At 66.8% G+C, this 12,596-nt stretch carries 10 protein-coding genes; 4 read left to right on the top strand and 6 right to left on the bottom strand.

Features of this window, described 5'->3' with window-relative positions; all coding sequences use genetic code 11:
• Window positions 1-3: 3 nt before the first annotated feature.
• Together ACROUL_RS06975 and ACROUL_RS06970 are read right to left on the bottom strand one after the other, a co-directional pair.
• Window positions 4-603, bottom strand: coding sequence for a LysE family translocator (locus ACROUL_RS06975; RefSeq protein ID WP_431298794.1), 600 nt, complete (start codon window positions 601-603; stop codon window positions 4-6).
• Window positions 604-690: 87 nt separating this feature from the next.
• Window positions 691-1,098 carry a GFA family protein gene (locus ACROUL_RS06970; RefSeq protein WP_431301257.1) on the bottom strand — a complete coding sequence of 136 codons (408 nt, stop codon included), beginning with the start codon at window positions 1,096-1,098 and terminating at the stop codon, window positions 691-693.
• Window positions 1,099-1,545: 447 nt separating this feature from the next.
• Between ACROUL_RS06970 and ACROUL_RS06965 the strand changes: the two genes are divergently transcribed.
• Window positions 1,546-2,835: an O-acetylhomoserine aminocarboxypropyltransferase/cysteine synthase family protein gene (locus ACROUL_RS06965; RefSeq protein ID WP_431298793.1), complete on the top strand. Its 1,290-nt coding sequence runs from the start codon at window positions 1,546-1,548 to the stop codon at window positions 2,833-2,835.
• Between the two features lie 4 nt (window positions 2,836-2,839).
• Here the strand turns inward: ACROUL_RS06965 and ACROUL_RS06960 are convergent, their stop codons facing one another.
• The 3 genes from ACROUL_RS06960 to ACROUL_RS06950 all read right to left on the bottom strand — a co-directional run bounded on the left by ACROUL_RS06960 (window position 2,840) and on the right by ACROUL_RS06950 (window position 5,574).
• Window positions 2,840-3,610 (bottom strand): hypothetical protein, encoded by a 771-nt coding sequence (locus ACROUL_RS06960; protein WP_431298792.1) that lies wholly within the window; start codon window positions 3,608-3,610, stop codon window positions 2,840-2,842.
• On the bottom strand, window positions 3,610-4,761 hold the full coding sequence (locus ACROUL_RS06955) for a hypothetical protein (RefSeq protein WP_431298791.1): 1,152 nt from the start codon (window positions 4,759-4,761) through the stop codon (window positions 3,610-3,612). The genes ACROUL_RS06960 and ACROUL_RS06955 overlap by 1 nt, the downstream gene beginning before the upstream one ends.
• A 117-nt stretch (window positions 4,762-4,878) precedes the next feature.
• Window positions 4,879-5,574, bottom strand: coding sequence for an SIMPL domain-containing protein (locus tag ACROUL_RS06950; RefSeq protein ID WP_431298790.1), 696 nt, complete (start codon window positions 5,572-5,574; stop codon window positions 4,879-4,881).
• Window positions 5,575-5,734: 160 nt separating this feature from the next.
• On the opposite strand from ACROUL_RS06950, the gene ACROUL_RS06945 reads away from it, so the two are divergent.
• Both ACROUL_RS06945 and ACROUL_RS06940 read left to right on the top strand, forming a co-directional pair.
• Window positions 5,735-8,611, top strand: a complete 2,877-nt coding sequence (locus ACROUL_RS06945) for a translation initiation factor 2 (protein ID WP_431298789.1) — start codon at window positions 5,735-5,737, stop codon at window positions 8,609-8,611.
• 210 nt (window positions 8,612-8,821) lie between these two features.
• A complete protein-coding gene (locus ACROUL_RS06940; protein WP_431298788.1) occupies window positions 8,822-10,753 on the top strand; it encodes a cation:proton antiporter in 1,932 nt (643 codons plus the stop codon).
• Here ACROUL_RS06940 and cobT read toward each other — a convergent pair whose 3' ends face one another.
• Window positions 10,754-11,758, bottom strand: a complete 1,005-nt coding sequence (cobT, locus tag ACROUL_RS06935; RefSeq protein WP_431298787.1) for a nicotinate-nucleotide--dimethylbenzimidazole phosphoribosyltransferase — start codon at window positions 11,756-11,758, stop codon at window positions 10,754-10,756.
• Window positions 11,759-11,837: 79 nt separating this feature from the next.
• On the opposite strand from cobT, the gene cobS reads away from it, so the two are divergent.
• Window positions 11,838-12,596, top strand: a complete 759-nt coding sequence (cobS, locus tag ACROUL_RS06930; protein WP_431298786.1) for an adenosylcobinamide-GDP ribazoletransferase — start codon at window positions 11,838-11,840, stop codon at window positions 12,594-12,596.

Below are 12,596 nucleotides of genomic sequence, written 5' to 3'. Positions count from 1 at the left end.
CGCTCACATCTTCAGCGTCACCACAGGCCAAAGCGACAGCACCAACAGCCCCGCCATCCCCCAGTTGAACGCCCGCAGGCGACCGGGATGCTGCAACCAGCGCCGCACCACCTGCCCCGCCGCCGCCCAGACCGAAACCGACGGCAGGTTGACCATAGCGAACGCCACCGCCACCGCCGCATAGGCCCAGACCGACGGCTCCGGCACATAGGCCGCCACCGCGCCCAGCGCCATCGCCCATGCCTTAGGGTTCACCCACTGAAACGCTGCCGCCTGCAGGAACGTCATCGGCCGCGCCCCCTCGCGCCCCGCACCCGGCGCCGCCGCATTGGCAATCTTCCACGCCAGCCACAGCATGTAAGCCACCGACACCACCTTCAACACCACCAGCGCGGGCGGCCAAGCCTTGAACAACCCCGCCACTCCAAGACCCACCAGAAACACCATCAGCGAATGCCCGACGCTGATCCCCAGCATATGCGGCACCGTCCGCCTAAGCCCGAAATTCACCCCACTTGCCAACAACATCATGTTGTTCGGCCCCGGTGTGACCGAGGTGACGAAGGCAAAGCCCACAAGGGCGAGGAATATCTCATACTTCATGGCGCGTTCCTGCCGTGGTTTTCCGGGCAATGCACCAATGGCTTGAACGGCCGCGACACCGACCCAACGGCGTTTGAAACCAACCGTTCACCCGATCTGCCGACAGGTCTCAAAGACGGTCGCCGTTTGGGGGGTGCCGTCATTTGCAACGGCATGCTCGACAAAGGTCGCGACGCCCGGCGGGATGACAGTGTCCGTGCGCGCCACGCCAAGAAAGATGTGCTTTGACGTCGCCGGATCCATCGGGAACCAGCACGGATCGTCGAATGTGCCAGCATAGACACCGACCGCATCCGAAAACCGCTCGAAGCTGAGCCACAGCTTGGTGCCGCAGTCCGCGCAAAAATGTACATGCACCAATTTTCCCGAACCTTTGGAAACCTGATCGAAGACGGTCGGCGTCCCGGAAAGAACGACGAAGTCACTGGCAGCAAAGATCGGTTCAACCATATAGGCTGATCCGGTCGCCCTTTGGCAGAACCGGCAGTGACACACAGTCACCCGGACCGGTGGCGCAAGCGTCGTGTACCGAAGTCTGCCGCACAGGCAGCCACCCTCATGCGTTGTCACGGGTTCCTGCCCTTTCCTCAAGGCCGATGGCTCGGCTCGCTCACAAAAAGGAACTCAGCATCATGATGCTGCAACTCGGGCAGATTAATCAAGGTTGGCTTCGCACTCAACGAACGCGTCGCCCCATCCAAGGGAAGGTTGGCCTCGCCTGCACTGTCGGCGCGCGCTCCCCGACGACCCTCGCCTACGGCCGCGCTGCCACTGCAACCGTTTTTCCACCATTCGCGTCCGGCAAAGATGAAAATTCCGTAAATCGCAACGCGCAAGCCATTGATTTTCCTATATTGGCCCAAGTGTCCCACGATGGGACATCACCGTTGCAGTGGCAGCCGTCCTCCCCTACCCTCGCGCCAGATTCCTAGGGAGGACAGCATGACCGACAGACCTATGGGCTTTGACACCCTCGCCATCCACGCAGGCACCGCCCCCGACCCCGCGACCGGCGCCCGGCAGGTGCCGATCTACCAGACCACCGCCTACGTCTTCCGCGACGCCGACCACGCCGCCAAGCTCTTCAATCTGCAAGAGGTCGGCTACATCTACTCCCGCCTCACGAACCCCACCGTCTCCGCCCTCGCCAACCGCGTCACCGCGCTGGAAGGCGGCGCGGGCGGCATCGCCTGCTCGTCGGGCCACGCGGCGCAGATCATGGCGCTTTTTCCGCTGATGCAGCCCGGCTGCAACGTCGTCGCCTCCACCCGGCTTTACGGCGGCACGATCCAGCAGTTTTCCAACACCATCCGCAAGTTCGGCTGGTCGGCCAAGTTCGTCGACTTCGATGACCCCAAGGCCATCGCCGCCGCGATCGACGACAACACCCGCGCGCTTTTCTGCGAAACCATCTGCAACCCCGGTGGTGCCATTTCCGACCTTGATGCCATCGCCCGCGTCGCAAACCACGCCGGCATTCCGCTGATCGTCGACAACACCACCGCGACGCCCTACCTCTGCCGCCCGATCGAACACGGCGCGACGCTCGTCGTCCATTCGGCCACCAAATACCTTACCGGCAACGGCACAGTCACCGGCGGCATCGTGATCGACTCGGGGAAATTCGACTGGTCGGCCTCCGACAAATTCCCCTCGCTCAGCCAGCCGGAACCGGCCTACCACGGCCTCACCTTCCACGCCGCCCTGGGCGCGATGGCGTTTACCTTCCACTCCATCGCCGTGGGCCTGCGTGACCTTGGCATGACGATGAACCCGCAAGGCGCGCATTACACCCTGATGGGGATCGAAACGCTCGCCCTCAGAATGCAGCGCCATGTCGAAAACGCCCAGGCCGTTGCCGAATGGCTGGAAAGCGACCCGCGGGTCGAAGAGGTCACCTACCCCGGCCTCAAATCCTCGGCCTACCACAACCTTGCCAAGATGATCGTGCCGAAAGGCGCCGGCGGCCTTTTCACCTTCCGCGTCAAGGGTGGCTATGCGGCCTGCGTCAAGCTGATCGACAACCTCAAGCTCTTCAGCCACGTCGCCAACCTCGGTGACACCCGGTCGCTGATCATCCACCCGGCTTCCACCACACACCGTCAGCTTTCGGAAGAGGCGCAGGTCAAGGCCGGTGCCGCCCCCGACATGGTCCGCGTCTCGATCGGGATCGAGAATGTGGAAGACATCATCGCCGACCTTCATCAGGCGCTGGACAAGGCCACCGCCTGACAGATCAGCCCAACGGCGGCGCGGGGAACATGCCTTTCGGCAAAGGCGACAGCGAGCCGATCTCGGCTTGCAAAGCCCCCGCGCCGTCGCCTTCCCAGACAAGGTTCATCCGCATCACGCGGCAACCTTCGCTGCGCCGTTGTGCCGCGCAGGCCGCATTGGCCGCAGACACGGTCGATCGGATCACGTCGGGCACCGTGGCCGCCCCGTCCTGCCCCGGCTCGACCGCCAGCGTCACCATCTCGGTCCCGAAAGCACGCGCCGAAAGGTCAGGCAAAGCTGCCTCGCTTGGCTTCAGGGTGAAGGCAAGCTCGATGCGAAACTGCGCGGTTCCGGTCGCGCGGTCGACGCTGCCGTCCACCACGCGGGCCGAATGCACCGCACAATCCTGCGCCAGTTCCTCTTGCAGCGCGGCGCAAGCCCCGGCGGCGACCTTCGGCGCGCGGATATCGGCCAGCACCTGAACATAGGGCGCTTCGGGCAGTTTCTCGCCATCCGACAGCAGGCTTTCCAACGCCGCGCGCTGGGTGATGACCACGGTCCGGCGTTCCACGAAGCGGTCCTGAACCAGATAGGCCGCCACGTCGTCACCCGCCACCAGACCGCCGCTGCGCGAGATCATCCAGTTCTGCCCCGGCGTGCCCAGCCCGCCAACCTCGGCAGCACCATCCGCCGCAACCTCGGCGGGCGGCAGCGTCTGCACATACTGCCAGCCCGCCGCGCCGAAACCCACCAGCATCAACAGCGCACCAAGCCCGATCACCAGTTTCAGCATCAGAACTCCACTCCCTGCCGCAGGGTCTTGATGTCGCCGTAGGCAAAGGCCGTCGCAATGGCGACCACCCGCGAGGCGAAGTCCGCCCCTTCCGCCACCTGACCGCGGATTTCAAAGAACGTATCCTGCGTCGTGCGGATTTTTGCGCCGGTCAACGGCGCATAGGCTGCCTTGGGGTCCGCTTCGCCCGGCACAGGGCCGATCACCGACATGGCGCCCGCATCCCACCCGATCCGGCTGTCGACCGAGCTTACGCCAAAGGTCTTGCGAAACCAGTCGTCATAGGTCGCGATGGCGGCATCCAGCAGCCCCAACCGGGCCTCCGCGTCTTCTGGCGAGATGGCGCCGTTCGCGACCGACTGGTAGAAAAGATGGCCTTCGTTAAACGGATAGGCCGGCTGCACGCCACATTCGGCCAGCCCGGAGGACAGGATCACCTCCACCGGCACGACCGGGTCAAGGTTGGCCACCCCGGCCTGATCGCCACCCAGAAGGATGACCCGCTCGATCCGCACCCCTTCGGCCTGATGGATGTTCCAGATCCGGTTGCCGCCTGCCGCTTCCAGCACAAGGTAGACCGGTTCGCGTCGTTCGGTGACGGCCACGTCATAGGCCTCGTAGGCCGGCCCGTGACCGATGGACGGATTGGCAGCACCGGTCTCGCGGTAGACGTTCACGAAGGTCTGCACCTCGGCAGCCAGATGCGTGTCGTTGTAGGTAGACAGCGCAAGGTCCAGCCCGCTTCTCCCAGCGGCGACATGGCCGACGGCGGTTCCGGGTTTCGGCGGGGTCGGGTTGCACCCGAGGATCGGGCGGATTGTGGTGATTTCAGCCGGGATCGCCCCGCCGACCGCCGTGGTGTAGCCAGTGATCACATCCTTGATGAACACCGCCTCGTTGCCGATGCGCGCTGCAATCGGCCCGCGCGCCTCCATGCCATCGGTGGTATCAAATAGGTAGTCCGACGCGAACTCACCGGTGCCTTTTGGGGCAAAGCCGACACTGCCACCTCCCAGCCCGAAAGACCCGATTGCCGCCATTGCAGATGCAGGGAGCACGCGTTCCAGCAGCCCCTGCCCACCCGCAACCACGGCCACTGCGGCCAGGGCAATCCCCCCGACGATCACCAGACTGATCGGACCGCGCGCCATTGATCTGCTCCCTGCACCTTGCCGTTGTGGCGGACCTTGCAGGGGAACTTGGGCAAAATCGGGCCGAAACGGCGGAACTGCTGCGAATTCCGCCGCTTCGGCAAGATGCCGCTCAGGTCATTCCGCGATGGAATAGAAGATCGTCACCGTGGCCGTCATGCCAAGCTCGCCACCCTGCACCGGCGGCGCTGCGGATGCCGCGTCCTGCCGGAACATCGGCATCGGCGGCTGGTAGCCTGCGGTTTCGCTGATCGACACGACCTTGCCCAGCTTCACCCCCGCCGCCTCGGCCAGAAGTTCGGCCTTGGCGCGGGCATTGGCGACGGCCTCCTTGCGGGCCTCGTCCAGCACCGGATCAGGGTTGGCCAGCCCGAAGGTCAGCCCGTTCAGCGTATTCGCCCCATCCGCGACCGACGCATCCAGCACCGCGCCAAGGCTGTCCAGCGCCCGCACCCGAACCGTCAGCATGTTCGACGCGACAAAGCCCGAGATCTTCGGTGCCGCCGTGTCATACCCGGTCCAGTTCGGATTCAGCGACAGGTTAGAGGTCTGCATGTCACGCGGCTCGATCCCCGCCGCCTTCAGCCGGGCCAGCACCGCGTCCAGCGCCGCGGAATTGGCGGCCAGCGCCGCAGCCGCCGTGTCGCCCTGCGTGGTGACACCGATCGTCAGCGTTGCGATGTCGGGCGCGGCCTCGACCACGCCTTCGCCGGTGACCGTGATCATCGGCGCGGGGGCATCCTGCGCGAAGACAGGGGCGGACAGCGGGGCGGCAAGAGCCACCGAAAGCAGAAGGGCGGAAAGCGCACGCATGGGTTTCTCCTTGGTTTGTCGCGACATTTCACAGCTATGACGCGGCCCGCAATGCAATCCTTGGCCGTTTTTCTTTCTTTCGGCGAAAAGCTGCTGTAGGTAGTTGCCAACCGGCCGGAGCACGTTCCCGCCATTTCCCATACTGTGCTAGACCCGCTGCATGAAACCGAAATTCGCCCTTGATCTGACCAGTGATAAAATTGGTCTGTTGCACCGCGCTCCCAAAGGTTGGCTCGCCATCGGCGATGTCGCCTTTGATGCCCCCGACCTGACCGAAGCGCTGGATTACCTGCGCAAGACGGCGCTTGGCCTGTCGCCCACCGGCATTTCGACCAAGATCGTCATCCCGAACGGCCAGATCCTCTACACCGAAATCAACGCGCCCGGCCCCAGCCGCGAGGAAAAGCGCAAGCAGATCATGACCGGGCTGGAAGGGCGCACACCCTACCCGGTCGAAGATCTGGTGTTCGACTGGTCGGGCAAGGGAACCACGGTCAAGGTTGCCGTAGTCGCCCGCGAAACGCTGGACGAGGCCGAAGCCTTCGCGACCCAGCACCGCTTCAACCCGGTGTCCTTCGTCGCCGTACCAGACCCCGGCGCCTTTGTCGGTGAACCGTGGTTCGGTCCGACCAGCGTCGCCGACACCATCCTCGCCCCCGGCGAGGCGGTGGACCGCGACCGCGAACCGATCGCCGTGCTGCACCGCGACCTGCCAAAGACCGAACCCCTGCCGGAGCACCCGGCCGCCGAAGCACCCGCCCCGGATCCCGAACCGTCGTCCGCCGCGCCCGCCGAAAGCGACGAACCGCTTCCGGGCCTGGAAGAGGCGATGTCTGCAGACCTTCCGCCTTCGGTGCCCATACCGGCCCGTCACGACGAGCCAGACTTTGCCGACGCCAGCGTCGATCAGCCGGAATTCGAAGTGCTGCTCGCCGCCGAAGAGGCGGTGCTTGCCCGCCGCGTTCCTGAACCCATGCCTGCGGCAGCCGAACTCAAGGCGGAAGCTCAGGCCGATCCGGACGAAGCGCCGTTTGCCCATGTCACTGACAGTGGCCTGTTCCCCGATGCGGCGGAAGACGGCGAATTCGGCAAGGCCGCGGCACTTCCCGACGACGACGAACTGCCGCCCGCACCCTCGACCGCTGCGATGGTGGCCTTTGCCAGCCGCCGCGCCGCCGCCAATGCCGCCGCTGCAGCGACTGCGCCCAACGTCTTCGGCAAACCGGTCGAAGAGCTGCCGCCGCTCGCCTCGGCCACCCCTGCGGTGCTCGCACCCGGCGCCCCCCTGACCGGCGCAAAGCCGCTTCCGGCAGGACCGGTGCGCCCCGGCGCGACCAAGCCTCAGCTCGGCCCGATCACCGCACCCACCCTTCCGGGTACCCGCAAGCCAAAGGGCAAGGGCGCGCCGCCGCCCGAACCTGGCGGAATCGCCCAAAACCGCCCCGCAGTGCCGGGCGCAAGGACTCTGACCAAACCGGGAGGCACGTTCGGCACCAAACCGCAGCGCGGTCGCCCGCGGTTTCTAGGGCTGATCCTGACCGGTCTGTTGCTGCTTTTCCTCGCACTGGTTGCGGCGTGGTCGTCTTTCTACCTGTCGTCGGTCGAACAGTCCGCGTCGGGCACCGCCACGGTCGACGCCACGCTTCCTGACACCGCCCCCGGCATCGAAGACGAGATGCTGGCCGACATGCAGGATCCCGAAGCGGGATTGGACCCGCTTCCCGAAGCCGAAGGCAGCGGCAGCGTTGAAGCACAGTCCCAGATCGGAGACGGCACCGCGCCGGTCGAAGCGGCAGCTCCCGAAGCGGTCGCCGTGACAGACCCCGCCACCGCGATCGAGGATGTGGCCGCCGCCCCTGCGCCTGCGGCCGAACCCGTCGCGGCCGCAGAACCCGCACCAGAACCCGCCCCCGACACCGCGCTTTCCACCGATGTCGCCGCCGTCTCCGCCCTCGCCGAAGATCAGGACGAGATCTTCCTTGCCGCGATGGACGCGCCGCCCCCCGCGCTTGATGCGCTGGCCCTGCCCGCCCCCGCGACCCGCGCCGATACGCCGCCCGATGCGCCGATGCCGCCGCCGGCCTTTGGCACCGTCTACCGGTTCGATGCGCAAGGGCTGTTGATGCCGACGCCGGACGGCATCCTCAGCCCCGATGGTGTCATGCTGATCGCCGGCAAACCCCCGCTTCTGCCGCCCTCGCGCAGCGAGGTTGCCCGTGCCGCCGCTTCGGCGGCAACTGCCGTTTCTGCCCCCTCGCCGGATGCTGCCGTCCCTGCAGCTGGCGTCGATCCTGCCGCAGCCGTGGCACCCGCTCCCGCCGACCCCGCCCTGCAGGGCTTCCGCCCGCAGCCCCGGCCCGAAAATCTGGTGCCTGCCACCAAGACGCAGGATGATGCCGCGCTGAACGCCGCCATTGCCGCCGAATTCGCCGGGCTGCGCCCGCTGGCCCGCCCCGCCACCGTCCTTGCCGCCGCCGCCGCACAGCCGCAGTCCAGCGCCGAACCGGCCGACCTTGGCGCACAAGCCGCCTCGCTGACCGCGCAGAACGAAGCCACACTCGCCGCCGCCGCTGCGAGCGAGGCAGAAAACCCGTCGATCGTCGCGATCTCGCGCCGCCCGGCCCTGCGCCCCGCCGACATGTCGCGCGCTGTCGAGGCCGCCGTTGCCGCCGCCGTGCGCGAACCCGCCCCGCAAGAAGTGGCCGCCGCCGCGCCGCCGCCCGAGGCGAAGCCCGAAGAAATCGACGAAATGAACGAACCCGAGGTTGCCTCCGCCGCGCCTCGGATTCCGACCAAGGCGAACGTGGCAAAGCAGGCGACCTACGCCAACGCAATCAACCTGTCGAAGATGAACCTGATCGGCGTCTACGGCTCGCAGTCCAAGCGTCACGCGCTGGTCCGGCAGGCGAACGGGCGCTACAAGAAGGTCAAGGTCGGTGACCAGATCGACGGCGGCACCGTGCAGGCGATCACCGACAACGAAGTGCGCTACCAAAAGGGCGGCAAGCTCATCGCGCTGAAGATGCCGAAGGCCTGATCCGCCTCTACGGCCCGGTACCGGGCGCAAGACTTTCCCGAAATGCCACAGTTTTGACCGTCCCGGCACGATCACCGCTTGCCCATCGAGGACATGCGCGCAATCGTAATGCCTGCGGTCCGCCACGGGCATCGGGACGGACCTTTTGCCGCCTGTGAACCCGCCTTGCGGGGGCGCCGGACCCGACCGACCCGCCAGAACGGACCCTTGATGGAAAGCGCCCTCTTCCTTGCCAGCCTCTACCTTGGCGCCGCAGTGGTGATCGTGCCGCTTGCGGTGCGCGCGGGGCTTGGGTCGGTGATCGGCTACCTTGGGGCTGGCATCCTGCTTGGCCCGGTCCTTGGGCTTGCCGGTGCGGAAACCCACGACCTGCAGCATGTCGCCGAATTCGGCGTCGTGATGATGCTGTTCCTGATCGGTCTGGAACTGCAGCCCCGCACGGTCTGGGATATGCGGGCCAAGCTTCTGGGCCTTGGCGGCAGCCAGGTGCTTTTGACGATGACCGCCATCGCGGCGGCGATGGCCTGGCTTGGGTATGCCTGGCAGGTTGCCCTGACGCTTGGCATGATCCTGTCGCTCTCCTCCACCGCGATCGTGATCCAGACGCTGGACGAACGGAACCTTATGCGCACACCCGGCGGCCGCGCCAGTTTCGCCACGCTGCTCTTTCAGGACGTGGCGATGGTGCTGATGCTGGCCGTGATCCCGATCCTCACGCTTGCGGCGGCGGACGGCCCGTTGCTATCCATGTTCGGCGTGAACAACCCCACCAACGCCGAGGTCCAAACGGTCGAGGGTGCCGCCGAACCGTTGATCTCGCTGGTGCAATCGCTGCCGGGCTGGGCCGCCACGCTCCTCACCCTCTCGGTGGTGGCCGGCATCATCCTAGCCGGCAACTTCCTGACCCGCCCGGTGTTCCGCTTTGTCCACGCCTCGCGCCTGCCGGAAATGTCGACCTTCATCTCGCTTCTGATCGTCATCTGCATCGCCTTCCTGATGGTGCTGGTCGGCCTTTCGCCCGCGCTTGGAACCTTCGTCGCCGGCGTCGTGCTGGCCAACTCCGAATTCCGCCACCAGATCGAGGCTGACATCGCGCCGTTCAAGGGGCTACTGCTGGGCCTCTTCTTCATGACGGTCGGCGTCAACGTGAACTTCCGCCTTCTGGCCGATGCGCCGTTCACCGTGCTTGGCTTCACGCTCGGCCTCATTGCGGTGAAGGTCACGATCCTCTTCATCATCTCGCTGTTCTTCCACCTCAAGGGCCGCGACCGCTGGCTTCTGGCACTTGGTCTGGCGCAGGGCAGCGAGTTCGGCTTCGTCCTTACCGCCTTCGCGCGCAGCGAAGGTGCCATCCCGCTTGCCGCAGGCCAGATGGTGCAACTGGTGATCAGCCTGTCGATGCTGTTCACGCCCCTCCTGTTCCTGCTGCACGACCGGGTCGACCGTTGGGCCACGCGCCACGCCCCAAAGGAGGCTGCCGCCGACGAGATCACCGAAAAAGGCCGCGTCATCATCGCCGGCATCGGCCGCTTCGGGCAGACAGTGAACCGGCTGTTGCGTACCTCTGGCGTGCAGACCGTGGTGCTGGATGCTGACATCGCCGCCATCGAGGCCGTGCGCCGCTTCGGCGTGAAGGGCTACTTCGGCGATCCCTCGCGCCCCGAACTTCTGGCCGCCGCCGGTCTGGCCGATGCCGAGGTGCTGGTGGTTGCCATCGACGATGCCGAACGGGTGACGCGGATCGTGCGCTACGCCCGCCAGCAGCGCCCCGATCTGCACATCGTCGCCCGAGCCCGCGACCGGGTGCATGTGTTCGAATTGTTCAAGGCAGGCGCCAACGACATCGTCCGCGAGACCTATGACAGTTCGATTCGTGCAGGCCGCTACGCTTTGGAAAACCTCGGCTTCAGCGATTACGAGGCCTCAAGTCTCAGCCAGACCTTCTACAAGGTCGAACGCAGCGCGCTGCGCGAACTGGCCGAGCTTTGGGTGCCCGGCCAGCCCGTGCATCTGAACGAGGCCTATGTCGCCCGCGCCATGCAGCTTGACCGCGATCTTCAGGACGCGCTTCTTGGCGACCTCGCCGAAGGCCACCGCGAGGCTGGCACCGAACCCAACCCCAAGGCCGCCGCCGCCGAATAGCTACCCCGCAGCCACCCCGGCTTCGGCAAAGGTCATCATGCCGGAATGGCAGGCAACCGCGCCCTGCACTACACCAATCGCCAGCGCCGCCCCAGAGCCTTCGCCCAGCCGCAAGCCCAGCGACAACAGCGGCTCCAGCCCCAGCGCGTCCAGCAGCCGCCGATGCGCGCCCTCGGCGCTCAGATGCCCGGCGATGCAATGGTCCAGCGCGCCGGGTGCCGCCTTCGCCAGCACCGCCGCCGCCGCGCACACGATGAACCCGTCAAGGATCACCGGCACCCGTTCCTTCCGCGCCCGGGCAATCGCCCCGGCCATTGCCGCGATCTCGCGCCCGCCAAGGCAGCGCAGCACCTGCAACGGGTCGCCCAGCACGCCCGCATGGCGCGCTACCCCTTCGGCCACCGCAGCCTCCTTGCGCGCCAGCCCCGCGTCATTGACGCCCGTGCCGCGGCCTGCCCAGCCCGTGCCGCCATAAAGCGCCGCCGCAAGCGCCGCCGCAACCGTGGTGTTGCCGATGCCCATCTCACCCGCGACAAACAGGTCAGCCGCAGGGTCCACCGCGTTCCACCCGGCCAAAAGCGCCGCCACGACCTCGGCCTCGGTCATCGCGGGTTTCTCGGTGAAATCCGCCGTTGGCCGGTCCAGATCCAGCGCGTGAACATCCAGCCGCGCCCCGAACGCTTTCGCAAGCTGGTTGATCGCCGCCCCGCCCGCAGTGAAATTCGCCACCATCTGCACCGTCACCTCAGCCGGAAAGGCTGACACGCCGCGCGCGGTAACGCCATGATTTCCGGCGAAGATCACAATCTGCGGTGCCTTGGCACTTGGCCGGTCGGTGCCTTGCCAGCCCGCCATCCAGATCGCCACCGCCTCCAGCCGCCCCAGCGCGCCCGGTGGCTTGGTCAGCATCCCGTTGCGCGCCTCGGCTGCCGCGATGGCCGCCGCGTCGGGTGCAGGCAGCGCCTGCAAAAGGGCCGCGAACTCTGCCAGCGACTGAAACGCCATGATGCTCTCCGATTGATCCTGTCTCCGCCTCGGGCTACCTGAGGGGGGATCGAAACGCCAGCCGGGAAGGGCCGCTTTGATGACCGCACGCGACATCATGGCGCGCTTCATGCCAGACCTTCTGTCTGCGGCGGCACTTCTCAGCCGCCTGCCCCTGCCCAACCACGAGCCTCGTGGGGCCGCCTCGGCCTGGGCCTGGCCTCTGGTCGGCGCGATCCTCGGCGCGCTGGCCGCGCTTGCAGCCTCGCTGTGCCTGATGCTTGGCCTGACACCCGGCGTGACCGCCGCCGCCACGCTGACCACCCTCGCCTGCCTCACCGGCGGGCTGCACGAAGACGGCCTTTCCGACACCGCCGACGGCCTCTTCGGTGGCTGGAACCGCGAACGGCGCCTCGAGATTATGAAGGACAGCCGCGTCGGAAGCTACGGTGTTCTGGCGCTCCTCCTCGTCACGCTGGCGCGCTGGTCGGCGCTGACGACGATCCTTGCCAGCGGCCACCACTGGGCTGCGCTGATCGCCGTCGGGGCGCTCAGCCGTGCGCCGATGGCGCTCATGATGGCGCATCTGCCAAACGCGCGCGGCTCGGGCCTGTCGCACAGCACAGGCGCGCCGGACCCTGCCATCGCCGCCGCCGGTGCCGCCATTGCCGCCCTCATCGCCCTTGTCCTTACCGGCCGCACCGCCATCGCCATGCTGATCGGCACCGCCCTCACCGCAGCCCTTCTTGCCCGCACCGCACAGCGCCGCATCGGTGGACAGACCGGCGACATCCTCGGTGCGTCGCAGCAGCTGGCCGAAGCGGCCTGCCTCGCAGCCCTCGCCGCCGCCGCCGCATAA

The organism is Tabrizicola sp. BL-A-41-H6 (genome assembly GCF_050632395.1).
Lineage (GTDB): Bacteria > Pseudomonadota > Alphaproteobacteria > Rhodobacterales > Rhodobacteraceae > JAUYQR01.
This window is presented reverse-complemented; position numbering and strand designations above follow the sequence as displayed.